The sequence below is a fragment of the Halolamina sp. CBA1230 genome (assembly GCF_002025255.2).
Classification (GTDB): domain Archaea; phylum Halobacteriota; class Halobacteria; order Halobacteriales; family Haloferacaceae; genus Halolamina.
Window position 1 is genome coordinate 2,084,475 of sequence record NZ_CP054587.1, and the last position, 22,203, is coordinate 2,106,677.

The 22,203-nt window shown below is 69.7% G+C and carries 24 protein-coding genes and 1 tRNA gene; 12 read left to right on the top strand and 13 right to left on the bottom strand.

Annotated features, from left to right (window positions below; translation table 11 throughout):
* Positions 1–5 precede the first annotated feature (5 nt).
* From B4589_RS11035 to B4589_RS11045, 3 genes are read left to right on the top strand one after another with little or no spacing between them, the layout of a single operon-like run.
* The gene (locus tag B4589_RS11035; protein ID WP_079234320.1) at positions 6–1,256 is read left to right on the top strand and encodes an MFS transporter; all 1,251 of its coding nucleotides are present in this window, start codon (positions 6–8) and stop codon (positions 1,254–1,256) included.
* Positions 1,257–1,301: 45 nt separating this feature from the next.
* Positions 1,302–1,883: a magnesium transporter gene (locus B4589_RS11040; RefSeq protein ID WP_079234321.1), complete on the top strand. Its 582-nt coding sequence runs from the start codon at positions 1,302–1,304 to the stop codon at positions 1,881–1,883.
* Positions 1,880–2,437: a magnesium transporter gene (locus B4589_RS11045; protein ID WP_079234322.1), complete on the top strand. Its 558-nt coding sequence runs from the start codon at positions 1,880–1,882 to the stop codon at positions 2,435–2,437. The genes B4589_RS11040 and B4589_RS11045 overlap by 4 nt, the downstream gene beginning before the upstream one ends.
* Here the strand turns inward: B4589_RS11045 and B4589_RS11050 are convergent.
* Genes B4589_RS11050 through B4589_RS11060 form a run of 3 tightly spaced genes read right to left on the bottom strand, consistent with a single transcriptional unit; the run spans position 2,434 to position 4,712 of the window.
* On the bottom strand, positions 2,434–3,684 hold the full coding sequence (locus tag B4589_RS11050) for a chloride channel protein (RefSeq protein WP_079234323.1): 1,251 nt from the start codon (positions 3,682–3,684) through the stop codon (positions 2,434–2,436). The two genes, B4589_RS11045 and B4589_RS11050, sit on opposite strands and share 4 nt — an antisense overlap.
* A gap of 3 nt (positions 3,685–3,687) precedes the next feature.
* On the bottom strand, positions 3,688–4,137 hold the full coding sequence (locus B4589_RS11055; protein ID WP_079234324.1) for an RNA-binding domain-containing protein: 450 nt from the start codon (positions 4,135–4,137) through the stop codon (positions 3,688–3,690).
* Positions 4,134–4,712: an AAA family ATPase gene (locus tag B4589_RS11060; RefSeq protein WP_079234325.1), complete on the bottom strand. Its 579-nt coding sequence runs from the start codon at positions 4,710–4,712 to the stop codon at positions 4,134–4,136. The genes B4589_RS11055 and B4589_RS11060 overlap by 4 nt, the downstream gene beginning before the upstream one ends.
* An 84-nt stretch (positions 4,713–4,796) precedes the next feature.
* On the opposite strand from B4589_RS11060, the gene B4589_RS11065 reads away from it, so the two are divergent.
* Positions 4,797–4,896 (top strand) — tRNA-Arg (locus B4589_RS11065).
* 751 nt (positions 4,897–5,647) lie between these two features.
* Here B4589_RS11065 and B4589_RS11070 read toward each other — a convergent pair.
* Positions 5,648–6,304 carry a class I SAM-dependent methyltransferase gene (locus B4589_RS11070; protein WP_255246076.1) on the bottom strand — a complete coding sequence of 219 codons (657 nt, stop codon included), beginning with the start codon at positions 6,302–6,304 and terminating at the stop codon, positions 5,648–5,650.
* Positions 6,301–7,062 carry a hypothetical protein gene (locus B4589_RS11075; RefSeq protein ID WP_079234327.1) on the bottom strand — a complete coding sequence of 254 codons (762 nt, stop codon included), beginning with the start codon at positions 7,060–7,062 and terminating at the stop codon, positions 6,301–6,303. Before B4589_RS11075 ends, B4589_RS11070 begins: the two co-directional genes overlap by 4 nt.
* Before the next feature lie 566 nt (positions 7,063–7,628).
* On the opposite strand from B4589_RS11075, the gene B4589_RS11080 reads away from it, so the two are divergent.
* Positions 7,629–8,138, top strand: coding sequence for an HAD family hydrolase (locus B4589_RS11080; protein ID WP_079234328.1), 510 nt, complete (start codon positions 7,629–7,631; stop codon positions 8,136–8,138).
* On the opposite strand, the gene B4589_RS11085 is transcribed toward B4589_RS11080, so the two are convergent.
* Positions 8,139–8,390, bottom strand: coding sequence for a DUF5822 domain-containing protein (locus B4589_RS11085; RefSeq protein WP_079234329.1), 252 nt, complete (start codon positions 8,388–8,390; stop codon positions 8,139–8,141).
* Positions 8,390–9,160, bottom strand: a complete 771-nt coding sequence (locus B4589_RS11090; protein WP_079234330.1) for an alpha/beta fold hydrolase — start codon at positions 9,158–9,160, stop codon at positions 8,390–8,392. The genes B4589_RS11085 and B4589_RS11090 overlap by 1 nt, the downstream gene beginning before the upstream one ends.
* Before the next feature lie 184 nt (positions 9,161–9,344).
* On the opposite strand from B4589_RS11090, the gene B4589_RS11095 reads away from it, so the two are divergent.
* Entirely contained in the window at positions 9,345–9,596 is a 252-nt protein-coding gene (locus B4589_RS11095) for an Hsp20/alpha crystallin family protein (protein WP_079234331.1), read from the top strand.
* Positions 9,593–11,875 carry a CDC48 family AAA ATPase gene (locus B4589_RS11100; protein WP_079234332.1) on the top strand — a complete coding sequence of 761 codons (2,283 nt, stop codon included), beginning with the start codon at positions 9,593–9,595 and terminating at the stop codon, positions 11,873–11,875. Before B4589_RS11095 ends, B4589_RS11100 begins: the two co-directional genes overlap by 4 nt.
* Positions 11,876–11,958: 83 nt before the next feature.
* On the opposite strand, the gene B4589_RS11105 is transcribed toward B4589_RS11100, so the two are convergent.
* Together B4589_RS11105 and B4589_RS11110 are read right to left on the bottom strand one after the other, a co-directional pair.
* Entirely contained in the window at positions 11,959–12,771 is an 813-nt protein-coding gene (locus B4589_RS11105; RefSeq protein ID WP_079234333.1) for a YihY/virulence factor BrkB family protein, read from the bottom strand.
* 225 nt (positions 12,772–12,996) lie between these two features.
* The gene (locus B4589_RS11110; protein ID WP_079234334.1) at positions 12,997–13,962 is read right to left on the bottom strand and encodes an oxidoreductase; all 966 of its coding nucleotides are present in this window, start codon (positions 13,960–13,962) and stop codon (positions 12,997–12,999) included.
* Positions 13,963–14,086: 124 nt separating this feature from the next.
* On the opposite strand from B4589_RS11110, the gene B4589_RS11115 reads away from it, so the two are divergent.
* The 4 genes from B4589_RS11115 to B4589_RS11130 are packed head-to-tail and all read left to right on the top strand — an operon-like array spanning position 14,087 to position 19,713.
* Positions 14,087–15,712: an ATP-binding protein gene (locus B4589_RS11115; protein WP_079234335.1), complete on the top strand. Its 1,626-nt coding sequence runs from the start codon at positions 14,087–14,089 to the stop codon at positions 15,710–15,712.
* Positions 15,713–15,756: 44 nt separating this feature from the next.
* Positions 15,757–16,491, top strand: a complete 735-nt coding sequence (locus tag B4589_RS11120; protein WP_079234336.1) for an ABC transporter ATP-binding protein — start codon at positions 15,757–15,759, stop codon at positions 16,489–16,491.
* Positions 16,484–17,938 (top strand): hypothetical protein, encoded by a 1,455-nt coding sequence (locus B4589_RS11125; protein ID WP_079234337.1) that lies wholly within the window; start codon positions 16,484–16,486, stop codon positions 17,936–17,938. The genes B4589_RS11120 and B4589_RS11125 overlap by 8 nt, the downstream gene beginning before the upstream one ends.
* Before the next feature lie 53 nt (positions 17,939–17,991).
* Complete coding sequence (locus B4589_RS11130; RefSeq protein ID WP_079234338.1) at positions 17,992–19,713, top strand: glutamate--tRNA ligase; 1,722 nt, start codon at positions 17,992–17,994, stop codon at positions 19,711–19,713.
* A gap of 27 nt (positions 19,714–19,740) precedes the next feature.
* On the opposite strand, the gene B4589_RS11135 is transcribed toward B4589_RS11130, so the two are convergent.
* From B4589_RS11135 to B4589_RS11150, 4 genes are all read right to left on the bottom strand, one after another.
* Positions 19,741–20,154: an EamA family transporter gene (locus B4589_RS11135; RefSeq protein ID WP_079234339.1), complete on the bottom strand. Its 414-nt coding sequence runs from the start codon at positions 20,152–20,154 to the stop codon at positions 19,741–19,743.
* Between the two features lie 68 nt (positions 20,155–20,222).
* The gene (locus B4589_RS11140; RefSeq protein ID WP_079234340.1) at positions 20,223–20,666 is read right to left on the bottom strand and encodes an NUDIX hydrolase; all 444 of its coding nucleotides are present in this window, start codon (positions 20,664–20,666) and stop codon (positions 20,223–20,225) included.
* A gap of 78 nt (positions 20,667–20,744) precedes the next feature.
* Positions 20,745–20,990 carry a DUF5816 domain-containing protein gene (locus tag B4589_RS11145; protein WP_217920463.1) on the bottom strand — a complete coding sequence of 82 codons (246 nt, stop codon included), beginning with the start codon at positions 20,988–20,990 and terminating at the stop codon, positions 20,745–20,747.
* A 39-nt stretch (positions 20,991–21,029) separates the two neighbouring features.
* Complete coding sequence (locus tag B4589_RS11150; RefSeq protein ID WP_079234341.1) at positions 21,030–21,698, bottom strand: SDR family NAD(P)-dependent oxidoreductase; 669 nt, start codon at positions 21,696–21,698, stop codon at positions 21,030–21,032.
* Positions 21,699–21,792: 94 nt separating this feature from the next.
* Between B4589_RS11150 and B4589_RS11155 the strand changes: the two genes are divergently transcribed.
* The gene (locus tag B4589_RS11155; RefSeq protein ID WP_079234342.1) at positions 21,793–22,179 is read left to right on the top strand and encodes a hypothetical protein; all 387 of its coding nucleotides are present in this window, start codon (positions 21,793–21,795) and stop codon (positions 22,177–22,179) included.
* Positions 22,180–22,203: the final 24 nt, after the last annotated feature.

Here is a 22,203-nt window from a genome sequence, read left to right on the forward strand (position 1 = left end):
CCCGGATGGAGCTTCGCCGCCTCGCGCGCTACGACGCGCTCGTGCTCACGTCGCTTTTGTGGTTCATGGCGAAGTTCGTGCGCTACCTGTTCCCGCCGCTGTTCGAGCCGTTCCAGGCCGCCTTCGGCGTCTCGAACACCGCGACCGGGCTGGCCTTTTCGGCGCTGATGACGGTGTACGCGCTGATGCAGTTCCCCTCGGGCGTGATCGCCGACCGACAGGGACCCGTCCGGGTGATCGCCGGCGGCGCCGTCGTCGCCGCCGCCGGCTCCCTGGCGCTGGTGGTGCCGATCCCGCTGCCCGACCTCTCGGTGCCGCTGGGCCCGATCGAGACGGTGCCGGGCGAGTTCCTCGCCGTCGTCGGCGGGATGCTGCTGATCGGTCTCGGGACGGGGACACACAAGACCGTCGCCGTCCGCCTGCTCGCGGCGGTCCACGAGCACCGGACCGGCCGCGCGCTGGGCGTGCTCGACACCGTCGCGGCGTTCGGCGGCGTCGCGGCGCCGCTGGCGGTCACCTACGCGCTGCCGGACTGGCGGGGCCTGTTCCTCGCCAGCGTCGTCGTCGTCGCCGCGCTGACCGTGCTGTTCGTCCGTCGGACGCCGCGGCATCTGGACGGCACCGGCGCCGTCGCTGCAGCCAGCGGCGACGACAACGGGATCGACGGCTCGCTGCTCGGCTACCTCGAACTGATTCGACCGCCCCGCGTTGCGTTGTTCGTCGGCGTCACCGTCGCGTTCGCCTTCGGCTACAACGGCGTCATCGCGTTCCTGCCGAGCTATCTCGCCGCCGACGCCGGGTTCGGGCTGGAGACGAACGTCGCCAACACGATCTACTCCGTGCTGTTCGTTGTCGCGTTGATCCAGTTGGGGACTGGCGAACTCACCGACCGCGTGGGGCGGCTGCCGATGCTGTTCGCCACCGTCGTCGCCGCCGTCGGCGGCGCGGCGTTGCTGCTCTCGGTCGAGGGCGTGCTCGCCGTCGGCGCCGCGGTCGCCCTGTTCGGACTGGGCTGTCACGGGTTCCGCCCCGTCCGGAGCGCCTTTCTGATGTCGCTGCTGCCCGACGACGCCGCCGGCGGCGGACTCGGGGTGGTGCGAACCATCCTGATGTCCGCCGGCGCCGTCGCGCCGGGCGTGACGGGGTTTCTGATCGACACGCAGGGGTACGACGTCGCGTTCGCGACCCTCGGCGGCGCGCTGGTGGTCTCGCTCGCCCTGCTCGGAGTTATCGCCCTGCTGGGCGGCGAGGAGTGAGCGCGCTGGCGGGCTTTTTTGCCGCGTGGCGTCGACGATCCGCCAATGAGCGTCCTCGCCGTCGCCCGGGAGGCGTACGAGGCCGCGCTGCCCGCGCTGGGCGCGAGCGTTGTCGGGGGGTTGCTGGCGGGGGCCGTGCTCGGCGGGATGCAGGCCGAACTCCGGGCGGTGCCGGGGCTGCTGGTGCTCGTCCCCGCGCTGCTGGCGACGCGGGGGAACGTGTACGGCAGCCTCGGCGCGCGGCTCTCGACCGGGCTCCACCAGGGGCTGGTCGAACCGCGGGTCGACCTCGGCAATCGACGGCTGCGCGGGGCGATGGCGGCCGCGCTGGCCAACGGGCTGCTCGCGAGCGCCGTCGCCGCCGTCGCGGTGTTCTTGATCCTCACGGCGCTGGGGGATACGGTGGCGCCCGTGACGACGCTGGTCGCGATCAGCCTCGTCGCGGGCGTGCTCTCCGGCGTCGCGCTGATCGGCGTGGTGGTCGTCGTCGTGTTCGCGGGCTACCGGCGTGGGCGTGACCCCGACACGCTCGTCGGCCCGGTCGTCACGACGACGGGCGACGTGTTCGGCGTCGCCTTCCTGCTGCTCGCGGTGCGGCTCGTGCTGGCCGTCGGGGGTGGCGCGTGACGACGGAGTGGTCGGTCCGCGCGATCACGCGGGCGATGCTGCCCGTGCTGCTCGCGCTGACGATGGTCGAGGTCGGCTCGGGGCTCGTGTTGGGGTCGTTCGCGGCGTCGCTGTACCGCTACCCGACGCTGCTGGTGCTCGTCCCCGTCACCATCGGCACCGCGGGCAACCTCGGGAGCGTCCTCGCCTCGCGGCTCTCGACGGCGTTCCACCTCGGGACGCTCGAGTTCTCGCCCGCGGACGAGTCGCTGGCGGGCAACGCGGTCGCGACCGTCGCGCTCGCGGTGACGCTGTTCCCCGTCGTCGGCGCCGGGGCGTGGGCGCTGCGCTCGCTGCTCGGCGGGGCGCGGCTGTCGGTCGGGACGGTGATCTGGATATCGCTTCTCAGTGGCGTGGTGCTCGCGGTGCTGGCGGTTCTGATCACGCTCGGCGCGACGTACGTCGCCTACCGCTACCGACTGGACCCCGACGACGTGGTGATCCCGGTCGTCACGAACACTTGCGACGTGCTGGGCGTGGTGGTGCTGTTCGCGGTGGTGCAGGTCACGCTCTAGTCGTCAGCGACCTCGTCGTCGTCGAGCGCGAACAGTGGCCCCGTCTGTTCACGGCGCGGCTCCTCGGTGCCGACGAACCCGACCGAGGGGCCGACGACGAACGACGCGAGGCTCCCGAGGAACACCGGGACGATCGCCGCGCCGTTGGTGAGCGAGATGGCGATCAACGCCGAGGACAGCGGCGTCCCGGTGACGGTCGCGTTGAACGCGGCCATCCCCGTGAGCATCGCGATCGGGGCGGGGAGCCCCGGGACGACCAGCGAGAGCGCCTGCCCGAGCACCGCCCCCATGAACATGTGGGGGATGATGAGACCGCCGTGCCAGTTTCCCTGGATCGTGAGCGCCGCGGCGATCATCTCGCCGCCCAGCACCGCGACGAGGAGCGCGAGCGAGTGGTTCCCGTTCAGCACCGCGTTGATCTGGTTGCCGCCGTAGAAGTAGGTGAGCGGGAGCGCGTAGCCGAGCAGCCCGATCCCGAGCCCCGCCAGCGTCGTCCGGACGATCAGCCGGGGGGAGTAGCGGTTGAACAGTCGTCCGACGGCCGAAAACACACGGTTGTAGACGTGCCCGAGCGGCACGGCTGCGACCCCGACGAGCAGCGCCGCGGCGAGGTGGAACGGGGCGTACTCGTACATCAGGTCCGCCTCCCAGACGTTGAACAGCGAGAGCCCGCCGAGCGACACCATCACGAGGTAGCCGCTGAAGCTGGCGACGAGCGTAGGGACGATCGCCTCGTAGTACTCGATCCCGCGACGGTGGGGGAGTTCCAGCCAGAGCAAGGAGCCGCCGATGGGCGCGCCGAGGATCGTGCCGAACCCCGCGCCCATCCCGGCGAGGGTGAGCAGTTTGCGGCCGCCGGCGTCGAGGCGGTCGCCGACGCGAGTACCCAGCGAGCCGCCGACGACGCTCATCATCCCCTCGGGGCCGGCACCCTGCCCGGCGATCAGTCCGAGGAAGTTCGACGGGACGACCGGAACGTTGTCTCGTGACGGGATGGCGCCGTGTTCGTGGAAGTCGCGGACGACCGCCGCCAGCGAGCCGGGGTAGTGAGTCAGCATCCCGATGCCGCCGATGAGGACGCCGGCGACGGTGCTGACGACGATCCGATGCCACGGGACGACGGTCCCGCTCCAGAGGATATCGAGCCCGGCCTTCCACGCCATCCGGAACCCCGTCGCGAACAGGCCGACGGCGACGCCGACGACGGTCGCTAGCAGGAGCGTCCGGTGGTACCGACCGAGGCGCATCGATCAGTTCGAGGCGTGGTAGTCGTCGGTGTCTCGCCGATCCGTCTCGGGGTCGATCGGTCGCCCCTCCTCGGTCGGCGGGGCGACGTGGTCGATGAACGACTCCACGTCCGGCTCGCGTACGTCGACGCGGACCTTGATGTCGCCGAGTTCGTCCTCGGAGCCGACGGCGAAGTTGACGACACCCTCGAAGGCGGGCTGTTTCTTCAGCGAGAACGCGAACCCCCCATCGTCCACGCCGTTGAAGAACTCCCGGCGCGCGGTGTCGAGGATCTCCTGCTCGTGGAGCACGTCGGAGAACGCGTCCAGCGAGTGGCTCTCGGCGACGAAGCGGTCGGGTTCGCGCCGGAACTCCGCATCGGGGAACAGGTTGGTGACGGCGTCCTCGACGCGGTCGGCTACCTCCGTCGCCTGCACTGGCACCTCGATCGTGACGTCGATACTGTAGATCATCTCTCTTCCTCGTGGATGTCGGTCGTTCCGCGCTCCAGCACCGCCCGTACCTGCTCGCGGAAGCGTTCGAGACTGTCGTCGTTGTCGATGGTGAGGTCGGCGGCGTCGATCACTTCGCCCATCCCGAAGCCGAGTTCGCGCTCCTCGCGCTCGCGGAGCTTCTCGCGGTCGAGGTCGGTCGCCTCGCGCCCGCGGTCGCCCAGTCGCTTCGCACGCAGGTCGAAGGGGGCCTCGATGGAGACGAGCAGGAAGTCCTCGCCGAAGGCGTCGACGAACCGCTCCACTTCGGCCATCGAGCGCAGGCCGTCGACGAGCACGATCGGCTCGTCGTCCTGCCCCTCGGCGGCCTCCCGGACCATCGGGATACAGCGGTCGGCGATGGCGGTCTCGCCCTCCTCCTCGCGGAGCTTTCCGGCGATCTCGCCGTGGTGTTCGGTGGGGTCGAGCCCGCGCCGCCGGGTCTCCGCCCGGATCACGTCGCCCATCGTCACGACGGGGATATCCTCCTCCCGGGCGACCGCGGCGGCCTCGCCCTTGCCGCTGCCCGGCAGCCCGACGGTGCCGATGATACGCATCGGCTCGGGGTTCTCGGCTGGCGGGGTTAAGGGCTACGGGACGAACCCGGCCGCTTTTGCGCGCGGAGGGTAATTGACGGGTGAGGGCGCGTAGCTCAGCTGGACAGAGCGTCGGACTTCTAACCCCGGTGGGCTCGCGGGGGGAGCCATCCGGTGGTCGTGGGTTCGAATCCCACCGCGCCCGCTTCCCGTGTCGAACGAAGTGAGACCGAGAGCGCCGGCGGTGGGATTCCGAATCAGGGAGCGGGAGGTGAGCGAGCGAAGCGAGCGAACGGGAGCGACCGTGGTTCGAATCCCACCGCGCCCGTTCACTCCTTGTCGTTCACGACCGCGAGACTGCTCCACCCGTCGTGTCCGCTTGATCTCTGCTGAAGGTTTTCGTTCGGAGACGTCTGTCTCTCACCGGTTGTCGATACAGGAGACTCAACGTATCGGTCCGTACAGTGGGGATCAATCACGTCTCGCCGCTTGGCGGCTTCCCGGACCCCTCACGTCGGGCGATACCCGCAAAGAGACCAACCCCGACGAGTACGGCGAGTACTCCGGGGAGAAGATAGGCAATATTCGGAGCACAACTGTTCGCCCCGCCAGCAACGTTCGTACACATCTGGCGTTGGAACGCGTACCAGATTCCGATAGTCCCGCCGACGACGTTGAGCGCACCCACACCCTGTAGAAGTCGCGTCCTCATAGTTACAGTATCACCGTTCACTGACAAATGCCTTGCAGAAAGTCAAATAGCTCATTGAGCAATACGCAGTAACAGGTGTTTCCGGGTAGAAAACCTCCGAAACCACGTTTCGACAGAACTCCCATCGTGCACCGCAAGGATCGCATAGTCGCGGAGCGCCCGTCGCTCTCGGACCGTGCAGCGAACAGAACGGGCGAACCGAGTTCTCGTCGTTCGAATCCCCCTCTCCACTGCCCGACGACCCTCACTCCCGATACCCGGCGCTCACCACCACCGTCCCGAACACGAACGTCCCACTCTCCACCCTGTCCATCCGCGCTTCCAACCCACGCCGGGCGGCTGCCGTCCGGCGATCGAGTTGCCCGAGCGCGTTCTCGCCGCCGGCGTCGAACAGCGACGTGCTCAGGCGCGTGAACGCCCACAGCGCCGCGTTCGCCGTGCGGTTCCCCCGCGGCGCGAAACTGGCGACGACGACGCGGTCGGCCAATTCGCACCACTCACCGACCACCGCCGCCGGATCGGGAAACAGCGACGTGACGAACGTCGACAGCACCGCGTCCGCGTCGGCGACCGGCGGGGTGGCGGCGTCGGCCTGCACGAGCGAGACGTTCTGCCAGCCGCGGCGGGCGACGAGCGCCCGCGCACGGTCGAGCATCCGCCCGGTGAGGTCGACGCCGACGACGTGGCCCGACGGACCGACCGCTTCGCGGAGCGCGGGAAGGTTCGGCCCGGGGCCGCAGCCGAACTCGACCACCGTGTCGCCGCGGTTCAGGTCCAGCGCCTCGACGCAGGCGTCCCTGACGCCGCCGACGTCGGCGGTCGCTCGCGCGAACCAGTCGTAGAACCGCGCCCAGCGGCCGTAGCTCTCCCGCACGCGGTCGCGGTGCTCGGGAGCGGTCACGACTCGCTCACCGCGTCGGGCGGCGTCTTCGGCCACCACTGCTCGGGGCTCTCCCGGGCGACCGTCGAGTAGCACTGCGCCGATCCGGCACAGCCTCGCGGCCGCTGGTAGTCGATCCCGCGCTCCGCGAGGTAGGTGACGTAGCCGTCGTCGACGCGGTCGAGCTTCTCGTGACAGAGCCAGCGCTTTCCACAGCGGTCGGCGCCGAGGTTCCGGTACGGGCAGGTGAACGTCGTGCGCTCGGCGCCGTCGGTCGCGGTGTCGTCGATCCGGACGCCGACGAGGCGGTAGGCGAGCCTGAGCCGGCGGACCACGGTCTCGGGTGCGCTGGCGCGGAGGAACAGCCCGTGGGCTACGGCGTAGCCGAAATCGTGCAGCGCGCGCTCGACTGGCGTGAGGTCGTCGGGATCGTCTTCGAGCAGGTCCCGGAGGTCGCCGTACCACGCCGCTACCTCGGCGATTACCGGGTGTGCGTCGGCGGCCTCCGTCAGTCGTCTTCGGCGTTCGCGAAGCGGCGCGGCACCGTCGCTCAGGCGGAACGCGGGGACGGCTTCGGCGTGGGCGAGCAGTTCCTCGCGGAGGGCGTCGCCGTCGGCGTAGGCGTCTGTGAGGTCCCGGAGACGGTCGTACCACGCGCCGGCCATGCGGTCGTAGGCGCCGTCGAGCAGGTCGTCGGCGTGGGCGAACTGGTCGTCGTCGGGTGGCTGTGGGAAGCGGTCGATCAGGCGGCGTAGCTGCTGGGGTTCGGGCCCCGCCATACGTGTGGATGGGTGTCAGGGTACTTGAACGTGGGTACGCGGTTATTCGGAGTTGTTCTTTTCCTCGGCGGTAGTGACTACGTTTTCGGGTACTGCGACGGCAACCGCGACCGCAACAGCATCTCGACCGTTGACTTCTGAGACAGCAACAGCGACCGCAACAGCATCTCGAAGCATGACCACTTGTGACCGCAAGGCGCTGGACACGAGGTCCAGCGCAGCGCTGATTCCCCACCCCTCCCCCCGCGGCCGGCGGCGGTCGCCGGCCGCGAGGCGTCCACCGCACCGCCGCCGGAATTGGCGCGAAGCGTTCGCGGCTCCGTCCGCGAACCGAGCGCGAGGGACGAAGGAGCGAACGAACGTGAGCGAGTGAGTCGGCTGGGGAGGTCTGTGGGCTGTGCGGGGTGGTGCGGTCGCAAGTGGTCTAGCATCGAGCTGCTGTCGCGGTCTCAGTTGCCAACGATCGAGCTGCTGTCGCGGTCGGTTCGCTATCTCGATCGTAAACCAAATCCACTACCATCCAATCCGCCCAACCCCTTTTCCCCCTGAACCACCTCCACACCACCATGACCCCCGTCGTCTACGACCTCGACGGCACGCTCGTCTCCCTCCCCGTCGACTGGAACGCTGCACGCGACGACCTCGCCGCCGACCTCCGATCCCGCGGCCTCGACCCCGGCGACCGCGACCTCTGGGGGCTGCTCGACCTCGCGGAGTCGACCGACACCCGCGAGCGCTTCGAGGCGGTCGTCGGCGAGCACGAGCGCGAAGCCGCCCGCGAGGCGCCCGCGCTGGCCCTGATCGACGACCTCCGCGCCCACGACGGCCCCGTTGGCGTCTGCTCGCTCAACAGCGAGGCCGCCTGCCGGATCGCGCTCGAGCGCCACGGCCTCGACGTCGAGGCCGTCGTCGGCCGGGACACGGTCGGCAGCTACAAACCCGACCCCGAACCGCTGCTCGCGACGCTGTCGGCGATGGGCGTCGACGGCGACGAGGCGGTGTTCGTCGGCGACTCCGAGCGCGACCGGGAGACCGCCGAGCGGGCCGGCGTGCGCTTTCGCTGGGTCGAGGAGTAGCTACTCGTCGCTGTCGTCGGCTCGCTCCTTCCGCCGCGCGTAGAGGTACACACACAGTCCCGTGAGCACCCACACCGGCGCGCCGACCCGGACGGCGAACGACACTCGAGAGCCCCAGTCCGGGAGCGTGGCCTGCGTCGACAGCAGCGTCACGAGCGGCGCGCCGACGACGATGGTCAGCACGAACGTCACCTGCATCACCCAGCCGAAATCCACCCCGTCGGGGTCGGTCGTGGCGACGCGTTCGGGCATCAGAGACGGTCGAGGAACGACGCCAGCGCGCTGTTGAACGCCTCGGGCTGTTCGAGCATCGCCAGGTGGGCGGCGTCGTCGATCACCGCGACCTCGCAGTACGGGATCGCCTCCGACAGCGCCTCGTGGTAGTGCGGCGGCGTGAGCTGGTCGTGCTCGCCGACGACCGCGAGCGTCGGCACGTCGATCTCCTCCAGCCGCTCGCGCACGTCGAACGTGTGGCAGGTCCGGAAATCCCGGGCCGTGACTTCTCGGCCCGTATCGCGCATCGCCGCCTCGCTGATCTCCACCAGCTCGTCGTCGGGGTCGTGGAACAGCCGATCCGGGCCGTGGAGGAACTCCACCGCGCGGTCGAAATCCGACTGGAGCCAGACGAGCAGGTCGTCGAGCACGGGCAGTCGCGCGCCCGTCCCCGCGAGCACGAGACCGTCGAGGTCGAGATCGCGCTCGATCGCGACCAGCATCGCCACCGCGCCGCCCAGCGAGTTGCCACACAGCACGCGATCGCCCGTCGCCTCGGCGACGGCGACGACGTCGGCGGCGTACCCCGACAGCGTCTCATACCCCGCCTGGGCGGTCAGCGACCCGCTCTCGCCGTGGTCGCTCAGATCCATCGCCGTCACCGGCGTCCGGTCGGCCAGCCGCGACTGCGACTTCCAGACGCCCGCGTTCCCGCCGCTCCCGTGAACACAGAGCAGTCCCGGCCCCTCGTCGACCCGTGCCGAACGACGGTACGAGGTCCCCCGGCCGTGGTGCGAAACCCGCTTCATACCTGCGTGTCAGCCGGGGCGAGCATAAATCCGCGGGAGAGCGCCCAGGCCAGTGGGCCGAACGCCGCCCGTGACAGCCGCCGAACCGAACCGCTACATCACCCGTTCCGGTGTGGGTCGTCGCCCTCGTGCGGTTTTCTGGCGAAGTCTTTAAATACGCACACCGATTACTTGGGGTTAGCTAATGACCACTCACCAACGCAGCATTCGTGACGAGGAGTTCGGTCGCGTCTACGAGTACGACGACAGTCTCGTGGTCGCGCTCGATCTCGCCGACGCCGAGGGGGAGGTCGCCGTCGACACCGTCGGCGAGACCGTCATCGTCGTGGTCGAGGGGCCGGAGGGCACCTCGACCGAACGGGAGATCGAGCTCCCCGGCGAACCTCGTGAGAGCAGCGTGAACAACGGCGTGCTGACGATCGAGGTGGAACAATGAAGCTCACTGTCAAGCCGCTGAAGCAGAAAGACGCCGGCCGCCGCCTCGCGGCGGTCGATCGCGTCGCCGCCGACGAGATGGATCTCTCCGGCGGCGACTTCATCCGCATCGAGGGGAAGCAGGGCGCCGCCATCGCTCGCGTCTGGCCGGGCTACCCGGAGGACGACGGCACCGGCGTCGTGCGCATCGATGGCCGGCTCCGCCAGGAGGCCAGCGTCGGCATCGACGACCGCGTTGAGGTCGAGCCCGCCGACGTGAACCCCGCCGAGAGCGTCACCGTCGCGCTCCCCCAGAACATGGGGATCCGCGGTGACATCGGCGGCCTCGTACGCAAGGAGCTCTCGGGCCAGCCCGTCACCGCCGGGCAGGACGTCCAGCTCCCGCTGGGGTTCGGCCTCATGGGCGGGCAGGGGCAGGCAGTCCCGCTGAAGATCGCCGAAACCGACCCCGACGGGACGGTCGTGATCACGGACTCGACTGAGGTCGAGATCAGCCAGCAGCCCGCCGAGCAGATCCGCGACGAGCGCGGCGGTGCCGCGGGTGCCGGCGGCGCCGGGAGCACCGAAGGCCCCGACGTGACCTACGAGGACATCGGCGGCCTCGACGACGAACTCGAGCAGGTCAGGGAGATGATCGAGCTCCCGATGCGCCACCCCGAGCTGTTCAGCCGGCTGGGGATCGAGCCCCCGAAGGGCGTGCTGCTGCACGGCCCGCCCGGCACCGGGAAGACGCTGATCGCCAAGGCCGTCGCCAACGAGATCGACGCCTCGTTCCACACTATCTCGGGCCCCGAGATCATGTCGAAGTACTACGGGGAGTCCGAGGAGCAGCTGCGCGAGGTGTTCGAGGAGGCCCAGCAGGAGAGCCCCGCGATCATCTTCATGGACGAGCTCGACTCGATCGCGCCCCAGCGTGACGAGGCCGGCGGCGACGTGGAGCGCCGCGTCGTGGCCCAACTGCTCAGCCTGATGGACGGGCTGGAGGAGCGCGGGGAGCTGGTCGTCATCGGCGCCACCAACCGCGTCGACGCCATCGACCCCGCGCTCCGTCGCGGTGGCCGCTTCGACCGCGAGATCGAGATCGGCGTGCCCGACACCCACGGCCGCGAGGAGATCCTGCAGGTCCACACGCGCAACATGCCGCTGGCGGAGGACGTGGAGATCGAGGAGCTCGCGGAGAACACCCACGGGTTCGTCGGCGCCGACCTGGAGTCGCTGGCCAAGGAGTCCGCGATGATCGCGCTCCGGCGGTTCCGCCCCGAACTCGACCTCGAGGCGGACGAGATCGACGCGGAGACGCTGGAACGACTCGACGTCACCGAGGCCGACTTCAAGAAGGCACTCCGCGGGATCGAACCCAGCGCACTCCGGGAGGTGTTCGTCGAGGTGCCCGACATCACCTGGGAGGACGTCGGCGGCCTCGAAGGCACGAAGGAGCGCCTGCGCGAGACGATCCAGTGGCCGCTCGACTACCCCGAGGTGTTCGAGCAGATGGACGTCGACAGCGCGAAAGGCGTGCTGCTGTACGGTCCGCCCGGCACCGGGAAGACGCTGCTCGCGAAAGCGGTGGCCAACGAGGCCGAGAGCAACTTCATCTCGGTGAAAGGGCCGGAGCTGCTGGACAAGTACGTCGGCGAGTCCGAGAAGGGCGTCCGCGAGATCTTCAGCAAGGCCCGCGAGAACGCCCCGACGGTGGTGTTCTTCGACGAGATCGACGCCATCGCGACCGAGCGCGGGAAGAACTCCGGCGACTCCGGCGTCGGCGAGCGCGTCGTCTCCCAGCTCCTCACGGAGCTCGACGGACTCGAGGAACTGGAGGACGTGGTGGTCGTCGCCACCACGAACCGTCCGGACCTGATCGACAGCGCGCTGATCCGCCCCGGCCGGCTGGACCGCCACGTCCACGTGCCCGTGCCCGACGAGGACGCCCGCCGCGCGATCCTCGAGGTGCACACCCGCGAGAAGCCGCTGGCCGACGACGTGGATCTCGACGAGATCGCGAGCCGCACCGACGGGTTCGTCGGCGCGGACCTCGAGGCGCTGGCCCGCGAGGCGTCGATGAACGCCACCCGGGAGTTCATCAACAGCGTCTCGCCCGAGGAGACCGTCGAGAGCGTGGGGAACGTCCGCGTGACGATGGACCACTTCGAGGACGCGCTCGACGAGGTGGTGGCCTCCGTCACCGACGACACCCGCGAGCAGTACCAGCAGATCGAGGAGCGTTTCCAGAAGAGCGAACCCGCCGAGGGGACCGAGCCCGCGGCGCCGACGTTCCAGTAACGGCGGCTCGCGGCTCCGGCTTTCCAGTTCGCGGCGTCGATCCCGTTTTCGCCGTTCGTTCCGATCGACTGACTCCGAAGCAGTCACTTCTTCGCGCCCTGCCGGACGGCGTTGACTGCCGCACCGAGCAGCACGACGATGCTGGCGAAGTAGAGCCAGGTGACGAACAGCAGGAGCGCGCCGAGCACGCCGTAGGCGCCGTAGCGGCCAGCGCTGTCGGCGTAGATCCGGAACGCGACCTGGAGGACGACCCAGCCAACGGCGGCGACGACGGCGCCCGGGACCACCGCCCGGATCGACGTGTCGACCGGCGAGAGGACGTAGTAGATCGGGACGAACACGGTCGCCAGCACGACCGCGAGGGCGATCCGCCGCGGGTCGCCGACGACGGGGACGGACAGCGGGACGGTCGGGAGCACGACGTCGACGAACACGACGACCGTGATCGCGAGCACGAGGCCGGCGCCCACGACGATGCCGTTCCGGAACTGCTCGAGCAACGAACTGTCGGGCGCGTCCCGGTACATCTCCCTGACGCCCTGGTCGAGCCCCCGGAACACCCGGAGCGCGCTCCAGGCCAGCACGACGACGCCCACCACCGACGCCGTCCCTCGACCGGCGGTGTCGGTCAGCATCTCGGCCACGGCTCGCTGGCCCGACGACGAGAGCTGCTGACCCATCAGAGCCAGCACGCGGTCGGTCAGGGGTTCGCCGCCGAGGAGCGAGCTGACCGCAACGAGGAGCAGGAGGAGGGGGACGACCGACACGAACGCGTAGTAGGCGACCCCGGCGGCCACGTGCGTGAGGTTCTGCCGGCGCGCGAGAGCGACGACGGCGCGAACGGTCGACGCGGCCGAGTGGAGCCTGTCGGGCACGACCCGTGACACGACGCTCATCGTCGGCGCCACGGGGTGTCGTTATCGTGCCGACAGCACGCCCGTTCGTTCGGCATCCGGGCGGACAGTCCACGAGTCGTCACCCCGGCGAACGGACCACCCCTGGCGGGGAGGCGACGAGCGACGTCTGCCATACACGCACGTCGGGCCCAGCGACGGTTTGTTACGGGAGTCGTACCGGTCTCGAGGCGACGCCTACCGACGCGATCGGCGGGATGTGGGACGCTACGCGTCGGGCAGATCGTACTCGACGCCAGTGAGATCCTCCGAGACCGCCCAGAGGCGATCGGCGGCCGCCTCGTCGGACGACGCGGCGCTCGACTCCTGGATCTCCGGCGCGCCGCGCATGTTCAGCAGGCCGCCGGGACCGACGTACTCGCCGCCGTCGATCCCGTCCTCGGTCGCCGCGTACAGCATCGGCAGCGCGCCCTGAGTGGCCGACTGGCCGAGCAGGGCGTTGGCGGCTTTCATCATCCAGAGCCGCAGCGTCGAGCCCGCCTCCTTGGGCCCGCGAGCCTGGAGGTTCGTGTCGGCGAAGCCGGGGTGGCAGCCGACGCTGGTGACGTTCTCGTCGTCGGCCGCGAGCCGCCGGTCCAGTTCGTAGGCGAAGAGGAGGTTCGCGAGTTTGCTCTGGGCGTAGGCGCCCCACTTGTCGTACGACTCCTCGCCCTGGAGGTCGTCGAACTCGATCTCGCCCTGCTCGTGGACGCCGCTGCTCTGGGTGACTACTCTGGTCTCGCCGTCGGTCGCCCGGAGGTCGTCGAGCAGGTGGCCCGTGAGCGCGAAGTGGCCGAGGTGGTTGACCCCGAACTGGCGCTCGAACCCGTCTTCGGTCTCGCCGCGGGGGACCGCCATCACGCCGGCGTTGTTACAGAGCACGTGCAGCTCGTCGAACCGCTCGCCGAACTGGTCGGCGAAGCTCGCGACCGAGTCCAGATCCGCCAGATCGAGCTCCATCACCGTCAGCGACCCCGCGTCGGGCGCCGACGCCCACGCGGGCGCGTCGGCGAGCGATTCCCGGATCTCCTCGGCGGCCGTCCGCCCGCGGTCGAGGCTCCGGCAGGCCATCACCACGTCGGCGCCGTGGCCCGCGAACGCCGCGGTGGCCTCGTAGCCGAGCCCGCTGTTCGCGCCGGTGACGACGACGGTGCGGCCACGCTGCTCGGATATCGACGAACGGTCCCAGCTCATGGCTGAACGTTTGGTCAGCTCGCTTGGTAACGCTTCCGGTCAGACGCCTCGTCGGAGCGTGAACCCGCCGTCCGTCGCCGTCTCAACGGGGAGGCTTTTACTGGCACGGGCGGAACCCCGAACCATGGCTTCGCTCGTCAGCGCTCTCGTCGTTCTCGGTGGGCTCGGCGGGTGTACGCTGTGTTGGCTGGGGTACCGGGTCCACCGGCTGTCACCACGGTTGGGGCGAGGGGCGTTCACCCTGTTCGCCGGGACGCTCGGCGTCGGCTGCCTGGCAACGGCTCTCGTCGGCCTCGTTCCGGCGGCCGGCGTCGGCATCGGTGGAGCGATATGGCCACAGCTCCCGGTGTGGTTCTGGCTGTTCGCGACGTACCCCTGGTTCCTCTTCACCCTCCAGTACACGGGGACCCGGATCGACGTCGGCGGGCGGACGGCCGGACTGCTGGCGCTGCCGTACGCGTTCGTCGCCCTGCAGCTCGCGCTGAGTCCGGTCGACTCGGGCAACGCCGTCCTGAGTTCGCTGGGCTCGGTGACGTTCATCTACACCGTCGCGCTCGTCGCCGGGGGGAGCTATCTGCTGTGCCAGTCCGCGTCCGCCGCCGGCCACGTCTCGCTCGGTCAGGGTGTCAGCATCGCTGCCGCACCGGTACTCCCGCTGGTCGTGTGGAACACGATGACCCCGCCGGCCGAGATGGCGCCGGGAGGGAGAGCAGCCGTGTTCGCTGCCGGCACCGGTGTCACGACGCTGGCTGTCGCCGTCGCGCTCGCCCGATACGACCTGTTCGGCACGACGCCGGCCATCGGAACGCTCGGGAAACGTGGGCTCGTCGAGGAGACGGACGACCTGATGCTGGTCGTCGACGACCGCGACCGAGTCGTCGAACGCAACGGGACCGCGGCCGACGTGCTCGGAACGGACCGTTCCGAGGCGGCCGGGAGCCCGCTGACCGAGCTACTCGGCCACAGCACCGAGACGCTTCGACGCACGGAGACGGTGTCGGTCGAGACGACCGCCGGCACGCGCCAGTACGACCCGCAGGTGTCGGCGGTCAGTGACCCCCACGGGAACGGGCTCGGCGCGCGCCTCAGCCTCCGGGACGTGACCGATCGCGAACTCCGCGAACAGCGTCTCGCGGTCCTGAACCGCGTCCTCAGACACAACCTCCGCAACGAGGCCGACGTGGTGAAAGCCAACGCCGAAGTGCTCGACGACGAGCCACGGGCGGACGCCATCATCGACGCCGTGGACTCCATCGCCGCGCTCGGTCGCCGGACTCGTCGGATCGACCGGTTCATCTCCGAGTCACACGACGACGCACGGCTCGACGTCGGCCGGGCGGTTGAGCGCGCCGTCGACGACGCCGGCGCCGCGGACGCGGCCGTCTCGGTCAGCGTCGACACCCCTTCGTCCGCGACCGTGGTGAGCAACGAGCGCGCGCTCACCAGTGCCGTCGAGAGCGCCGTCGACAACGCGCTCACCCACGCCGACGACGCCGTCGCCGTCACCGTCACGGAACGGCCGGCCGGGTACACCGTTCGAGTCACCGACGACGGCCCGGGCATCCCCGACGGGGAGCTCGACGCGCTGGCGGCCGGGACCGAACCCAGCCTCGAACACGGCACCGGCCTCGGCCTCTGGCAGCTCAAGTGGGCCGTGATGACGCTCAACGGCGAGCTCTCCTTCGAGACCGACGGCGGGACGACGGTCGAGATCACCGTCCCCGACGGCTCCGAGTCTCACGATCGATAGCCGGCGCCGGACCATCTATCACCCCGCCGGCTGAACGGGCGTTCATGAGCGTGATCCGAACCGACGACCTGCGGAAGTCATACGGCGACGTGGCCGCGCTCGACGGCCTCTCGCTGTCGGTCGAGTCGGGCGAACTGTACGGGCTGCTCGGCCCCAACGGCGCGGGGAAGACGACGGCGATGGAGGTGCTGACCGGGCAGACCCTCGCCGATTCGGGCGAGGCCGCGGTCTTGGAGGTCGACCCCGAGACAGACCCCATCGGCGTCCGCGAACGAGTGGGGATCCTCCCCGAGAAGGAGTCGCCGCCCAGCTTCTCGACGCCGCGGGAGTACTTCCAGTTCGTCGGCGCCGTCCGGGGGATGGCCGACGAGCGCGTCGACGAGGGGACCGAGCGCTGGGCCGAGCGCCTGAGCTTCGCCGAGAAGCTCGACACGCTCTCGACGGATCTCTCGCGGGGCCAGCAGCAGAAGACGATGATCGCCGGCGCCTTTCTCCACGAGCCCGAGGTGGTGTTCATCGACGAACCGCTCGCCAACCTCGACCCCATCGTCCAGGAGCGCGTGAGGCGGTTTCTCACGAGCTACCGCGAGGCGGGCAACACCGTCGTCGTCTCGACACACAACGTCGAGGTCGCGGCGGAGCTCTGCTCGCGGGTCGGGATCGTCAACGCCGGCGAACTGGTCGCGGAGGTCGAACCGAGCGAGCTCGACGAGGACGAGACGCTGCTCGACGTGTTCGTCGCGAACGTCGATGCAGGGGAGTGGACCGACGATGAGTGAGGAGGGGAGCGCGGAGCAGCCGAGCCAGTGGGACCGCGACCGGCGCGTGTTCCGGGAGATGCTGCGCGAGGAGTGGCGCCTGCACAGCGAACTGCTCGGCGGCGGCCGCTTCGGCGCGTTCCCGCTGCTGGTGGTCGCGCTCGTCGCCGGCGCGGTCTGGCTGCTGGACTTCACGGGCACCGACCCCGGCGCCGTCGTCGCCGGGATGCACGCGCTGGCGTTCGTGTTCGGCCTCCATACCGGTTCGATCGGCTTCGTCGGCCGCGACGCGGTGGGGAACGTGCTCGGCGACGTGACGCTGATCGTGTTCTCCGCCCGGACGCTGCCGCTCTCGCAGGCGCGCTTGCTGGGGATCTTCGTGCTGAAAGACGTGATCTACTACGCGATCCTGTTCCTACTGCCGATGGCCGTCGGCGTCGCGCCCGCGGCGCTGGCCGGCGCCGAGGTCGGCCTCGCGACGATCCCGCTGCTGTGGGGGACGCTCGTGGCCACGTTCGTGCTCGGGATCGGTCTCACGATCGCCGGCGTGGGGCTCTCGGCGAACGGACTCCCGGGTCGTGGGCTGCTGCTCCTTCTCCTCGCCGGCGCCGCCGTGGCGTGGTACGCGGGCGTTCCGGTCCTCGGCTACACGCCGTACGGCCTCCACGAGAGCCCGGACCTCGTGAGCGCCGCCGCCTCCGTCGCGCTGATCCTCGCGGCGTACGCCGTCGGCGCGGCGACGTTCGACCCGCAGGTCCAGTCGACCGATCGCTCCGTGGGGCCAGATTTCCGCCGCTGGCTCGCCCGCGTCGACGACCCCGTAGCGGCGAAAACCCTCCTCGATGTCCACCGCAGCTCCGGCGGCTTCGGGAAGGTGCTGTTCTCCGCGGCGATCCTGCTCGGCGTCACCGCGGGACTCGTCGACCTCGCGTCGGACATCACCGGCGTCGCGCCCTCCGTCGGCGTCTCCTTCGGCGCGGTGCTGGGGCTGACTGGCTTTACGACGTACAACTGGCTCACGACGAACGACGACGTAGAGAGCTACCTCGCCCACCCGATCGACGCCGAGGCGGTGTTCCACGGGAAACTCCGGGCGTTCCTGCTGCTCGGCCCCGCGGTGGGGCTGGCGTTCTACGCGGTGGGCGTTCTCTGGCGCGGGACGCCACTGGGGGAGGCCGTCGTCGGCGCGGCCGTCCTCGTCGGCGTCGCCTGCTACGTGTTCGGGCTGACGATCTACCTCGCCGGGCTCTCGCCCAACGAGTTCCTGTTCGACACCGGACTGTACGCCGCCTTCGGTGCCGCCGTCGCGGTCCCGCTGGTGCCGATCCTGGTGGTCGCGTTCGCGCTGGCGCCGGTGTCTGGGGGACTGTTGGCGGCGCTCGGCGTGGGTGGCGTGGCACTGGCCGCGGCGGGGCTGGGGCTGTACCGGCGGTCGCTCCCGAAGTGGGGGGCGTACCACCGGGAGTAGCCGCGCCGCCCGATTCACACCCTTTTTGCGAGCACCGCCGATAGTCCCACGTAATGGACGAGGATCTCCGCGAGCGGGTCGAACGGGAGGCCGAGAAGCACGCCCTGTTCAACGCGCTCGAACACGGCAGCGACGCCGAGGTCGGCCCGATCATGGGGCCGCTGATGGGCGAGAACCCCGACTTTCGCCAGCACGGCGACGAGATCGCGGGCGTCGTCGCCCCGGTCGTCTCCCGCGTCAACGGGATGGAGGAAGCGGCCCAGGAGGAGCGCCTGCAGGAGATCGCTCCCGACCTGTACGAGGAGCTGATGGCCGAGGAGGAGGCGGACGACCAGATCCTGCCCGACCTCCCGAACGCCGAGGAGTACGACGAGATCCGCATGCGCGCGGCACCCAACCCCAACGGCCCGTGGCATCTCGGCCACGCCCGCATGCCGTCGGTGATGGGCACCTACACCGAGGAGATATACGACGGCCACTTCATCGTCCGGTTCGACGACACCGATCCCGAAACCAAGCGGCCGGATCTGGACGCCTACGACGCGATCCTCGACGACATCGAGTACCTCGGCTTCACGCCCGACCAGGTGCTGAAAGCCTCCGACCGCGTCGAGACGTACTACGAGCACGCCCGGAACCTCATCGACGAGGGCGGCGCGTACACCTGCTCCTGCTCGGGCGAGACGTTCTCGGAACTCAAAAACGACGCCGAGGCCTGCCCGCACCGCGAGAAGGACCGGGAGACGGTTCACGAGGAGTTCGATGCGATGGTCGCCGGCGAGTACAGTTCCGGCGAGATGGTGCTCCGGGTGAAGACCGACATCGAGCACAAGAACCCCGCGCTCCGTGACTGGGTCGCGTTCCGGATGGTCGACACCCCCCACCCCCGCGAGGAGGCCAGCGAGTACCGCTGCTGGCCGATGCTCGACTTCCAGTCCGGTATCGACGACCACCTCACCGGCGTCACCCACATCATCCGCGGCATCGACCTGCAGGACTCCGCGAAGCGCCAGCGGTTCGTGTACGACTACTTCGACTGGGAGTACCCCGAAGTGCTCCACTGGGGCCACGTCCAGATCGACGCCTACGACGTGAAGATGAGCACGTCGACGATCATCGAGAAGATCGAGAACGGCGAGCTCTCGGGCTGGGACGACCCGCGCGCCCCCACCATCGCCTCCGTGCGCCGGCGCGGGATTCGGGGGCAGGCGCTCGTCGACGCGATGCTCGAACTCGGGCTCTCCACCTCCGACGTGGATCTGGCGATGTCGACGGTGTACTCCAACAACCGCGAGCTGATCGACGACGACGCCGACCGGCGGTTCTTCGTCCGCGACGGCGTCGAAGTGGCGGTTTCGGCCGGTCCCGAGGTCGCCAATCCGCCGCTGCACCCCGACCACGAGGAGCGCGGCGACCGTGATATTCCCGTCGGCGACGCGGTGCTGGTCGAGGAGCAGGACCTGCCCGAGGAAGGCGGCAAGGTCTGGCTCAAAGGGTTCGGTCCCGTAAAGCGAACCGCCGACGGCTTCGAACACACCGACGACGATCTCTCGGTCGTCAAGAGCGGCGACGTGGACGTGATCCACTGGGTGCCAGCGGGCGAGAGTGTCGACGTGCGACTGCGGACGATGGACGGCGATGAGACCGGCCGCGCGGAGCCGGGGTACGCCGAGTACGACGAGAACGAGATGGTCCAGTTCGAGCGCGTCGGCTTCGCGCGAGTCGACGAGCAGGTCGCAGAGGGGGAGTCGATGGCGTACTACGCCCACCCGTAGTCGCTCGCGTTCGGCAGTTCTCCGGCGTCAGGAGGAGATGAGGACGACGGCGACGATCGCCAGTCCGATGCCGGCGACGTTCGCCGTACTGAGGTCCGCCTCGAAGTAGACGACCCCGACGATCACGGGGATGACGAAGTACAGCGCGGCGATCGCCGACACGACCGCGATGCTCCCCTTCTCGAGCGCGGCGTAGAAGCTGATGGACCCGATCGCGAGAAACGCCCCCGAAAGTAGCGCAAAGCCCACGTCCGTCCCGGTGCCGGAGATCGGCCGGCGCATCCAGAGGACGTACCCGCCGACGAGGGTTATACTCGCCACGTAGGAGAGGAACACGGCGTTCACGGCCGACAGCGACCGGGTCGCGACGCCCGCAGTCACCGCCCACCCGCCGAACAACACCAGCGCGCCGAACGCGAGCACGATCCCGAGACTGATCACGTCGGGGAGAGTCGAACCGGACGGACAAAAACTTCGTTCTCGACGGACTCGGTGGGGTTCACACCAGCCTACGCCCGGTACGCGACCACGTCGTCCAGCAACTCGGCGGTCCACGGCGGCGTATCCTCGTCCTCGACCACGGCGTCGGCGCTGCGCCACTCGACCGCCGCCACCTCCTCGGGGTCGGCCACGCGGGCCTCGCCGCCGGCGTAGTCGGCGGTGACGACGACGTTCAGACACGTCGGGCCGTAATCGAGCTCGAACGTCGTGCTCGTCACCTGCGCGATGTTCTGGATCTCGACGCCGGCCTCCTCGCGGGCCTCGCGTTTCGCGGTCGCTTCGAGCACGTCGGCCTCGCCCGGGCCGGCCTCCACTTTCCCGCCGGGGAACCCGAGCATCCCGGGTGCGTGGTCCTCGTTCTCGCTCCGGACGATCACGAGGTACTTCGTTCCCTCCGTCGTCTCGCGGGCGATCACGGGGTCGACGTTGACGACGTACTGCGGGTCCGTCATTCGCGTGTACTCGTCGCAAGCCACGGCACAGTCTCCGTCGTCTCGGAACGGAGTCCGAGACAGGTCGCGAGCCGTGGCTCACTCATGCGCCGCGTCCCACTCGTCGGGCTTTTTCACGTTGCCACAGACGTTGCACTCGATCCGGCCCATCGCGTCCATCGCGTTGTCGGTCGTCTCGCAGTTGCCACAGAAGTAGCCCCAGCGCTCCTCGCCGGCCTCGGAGACGTAGGCGACGAGGAAGGGCGCCTTCGACCCCTTCTCGCCGTCGGTGTGGTCGACGTACACCGTCTCGCCGTCCGCGGTCCGGATCGCCTCCAGTTGCATGCCCGAGCCAACGCGCGGCGGGGTGAAGAACGTACGGCTCTATCGCGTCGCCTGCTTCCAGTCGGACAAGCCGAGCCGTTCGCCGTCCAGATCCTCGGCGTCGACGCTCGTCGCCGCCCAGCGGAACAGCCCCACCACGTCGGCGGGATCGCGCCCCTGCCCGCCCGTGAGATCGCTGGCGACGCCACCGGGGTCGACGACACCGACGGCGGGCTCGATCTCGGCGGCGAACTGCCGCGCCACCGCTTCGGCGGCGGCTTTCGACACCGCGTAGCCGCCGTAGCCCGGTTTCGCCTCTTGGGCGACCGACCCGGAGGGGACCAGCACCCGCGCGTCGTCGGCGAGGTGGGGTAGCGCTTCCTTGACCGCGACGAACACGCCGCGGGCGTTGGTGCGGTACTCGTCGTCGAAGGCGGCGTACCCCTCGTCGGCCAGCCGTTGCTCGCCGGGATCGCCGTGGAAGACGGCCGCACAGGGGACGACGAGGTCGATCTCGCCGGTCCGGGCGGCGTCCTCCATCAGGTACTCGACGTCGAACTCGTCGCGAGCGTCGACGCGCATCGTCTCGACGCGGTCGGCGTCCGCGAAGCGTCCTCCCTCCTCGTGGACGCCCGCGAACACCGTCGCACCCTCGTCGGCGAACGCCTCGACCAGCGCGCCGCCGATGGCGCCGCCGGCGCCGGTCACGACGACCGTCGTGTGCTCCATAGCGGCCGGTGGGGCGCCGGCGACTTGACGGTGTCCGTGACCACAGGACGTATCAGCACACTCAAGTATCTGAGAATCAATCGACTGGGCTACCATGTCACGGGTACTTCGTACCTCCGGCTACGTCGCGCTGACGGTCCAGATGATCTGGGGGATGATCCAGTCGTACATGATCTCCCCGATGGGGCCGGGGCTCCCGGCCGTCTCGGTCGGCGCCCACGCCCACTTCGGGATCCTCGCGATCCTCGCGGTGGTGTCCGGGTTCGCCATCGAGCGCACGACGCTGTCGGGCACCCGCCGGCAGGTCGCCGTCTGGGGGCTTATCGCCGGCCAGTGGCTGCTGCCCGCGACGGTGCTGATGGAGGGCGTGTTCCCGCCGGCGCTGATGCTGGCGTACGTCTGGGGGCTCCTGCTGACGGTTTCGATGGCGCTGCTCGCGTGGGGGACGATCACCGCCGACGAGGCGACCGCGACCGCCTGAAACCTGCCAGCGTCGGCCGTTTTA

What these genes read in the sequence shown, in the direction of transcription:
- B4589_RS11035 (WP_079234320.1), top strand. Translation starts at nt 6, where the DNA reads ATGGAGCTTCGCCGCCTCGCGCGCTACGACGCGCTCGTGCTCACGTCG.
- B4589_RS11040 (WP_079234321.1), top strand. Translation starts at nt 1,302, where the DNA reads ATGAGCGTCCTCGCCGTCGCCCGGGAGGCGTACGAGGCCGCGCTGCCC.
- B4589_RS11050 (WP_079234323.1), bottom strand. Translation starts at nt 3,684, where the DNA reads ATGCGCCTCGGTCGGTACCACCGGACGCTCCTGCTAGCGACCGTCGTC.
- B4589_RS11055 (WP_079234324.1), bottom strand. Translation starts at nt 4,137, where the DNA reads ATGATCTACAGTATCGACGTCACGATCGAGGTGCCAGTGCAGGCGACG.
- B4589_RS11060 (WP_079234325.1), bottom strand. Translation starts at nt 4,712, where the DNA reads ATGCGTATCATCGGCACCGTCGGGCTGCCGGGCAGCGGCAAGGGCGAG.
- B4589_RS11075 (WP_079234327.1), bottom strand. Translation starts at nt 7,062, where the DNA reads ATGGCGGGGCCCGAACCCCAGCAGCTACGCCGCCTGATCGACCGCTTC.
- B4589_RS11080 (WP_079234328.1), top strand. Translation starts at nt 7,629, where the DNA reads ATGACCCCCGTCGTCTACGACCTCGACGGCACGCTCGTCTCCCTCCCC.
- B4589_RS11085 (WP_079234329.1), bottom strand. Translation starts at nt 8,390, where the DNA reads ATGCCCGAACGCGTCGCCACGACCGACCCCGACGGGGTGGATTTCGGC.
- B4589_RS11090 (WP_079234330.1), bottom strand. Translation starts at nt 9,160, where the DNA reads ATGAAGCGGGTTTCGCACCACGGCCGGGGGACCTCGTACCGTCGTTCG.
- B4589_RS11095 (WP_079234331.1), top strand. Translation starts at nt 9,345, where the DNA reads ATGACCACTCACCAACGCAGCATTCGTGACGAGGAGTTCGGTCGCGTC.
- B4589_RS11100 (WP_079234332.1), top strand. Translation starts at nt 9,593, where the DNA reads ATGAAGCTCACTGTCAAGCCGCTGAAGCAGAAAGACGCCGGCCGCCGC.
- B4589_RS11105 (WP_079234333.1), bottom strand. Translation starts at nt 12,771, where the DNA reads ATGAGCGTCGTGTCACGGGTCGTGCCCGACAGGCTCCACTCGGCCGCG.
- B4589_RS11110 (WP_079234334.1), bottom strand. Translation starts at nt 13,962, where the DNA reads ATGAGCTGGGACCGTTCGTCGATATCCGAGCAGCGTGGCCGCACCGTC.
- B4589_RS11115 (WP_079234335.1), top strand. Translation starts at nt 14,087, where the DNA reads ATGGCTTCGCTCGTCAGCGCTCTCGTCGTTCTCGGTGGGCTCGGCGGG.
- B4589_RS11120 (WP_079234336.1), top strand. Translation starts at nt 15,757, where the DNA reads ATGAGCGTGATCCGAACCGACGACCTGCGGAAGTCATACGGCGACGTG.
- B4589_RS11125 (WP_079234337.1), top strand. Translation starts at nt 16,484, where the DNA reads ATGAGTGAGGAGGGGAGCGCGGAGCAGCCGAGCCAGTGGGACCGCGAC.
- B4589_RS11130 (WP_079234338.1), top strand. Translation starts at nt 17,992, where the DNA reads ATGGACGAGGATCTCCGCGAGCGGGTCGAACGGGAGGCCGAGAAGCAC.
- B4589_RS11140 (WP_079234340.1), bottom strand. Translation starts at nt 20,666, where the DNA reads ATGACGGACCCGCAGTACGTCGTCAACGTCGACCCCGTGATCGCCCGC.
- B4589_RS11145 (WP_217920463.1), bottom strand. Translation starts at nt 20,990, where the DNA reads ATGCAACTGGAGGCGATCCGGACCGCGGACGGCGAGACGGTGTACGTC.
- B4589_RS11150 (WP_079234341.1), bottom strand. Translation starts at nt 21,698, where the DNA reads ATGGAGCACACGACGGTCGTCGTGACCGGCGCCGGCGGCGCCATCGGC.
- B4589_RS11155 (WP_079234342.1), top strand. Translation starts at nt 21,793, where the DNA reads ATGTCACGGGTACTTCGTACCTCCGGCTACGTCGCGCTGACGGTCCAG.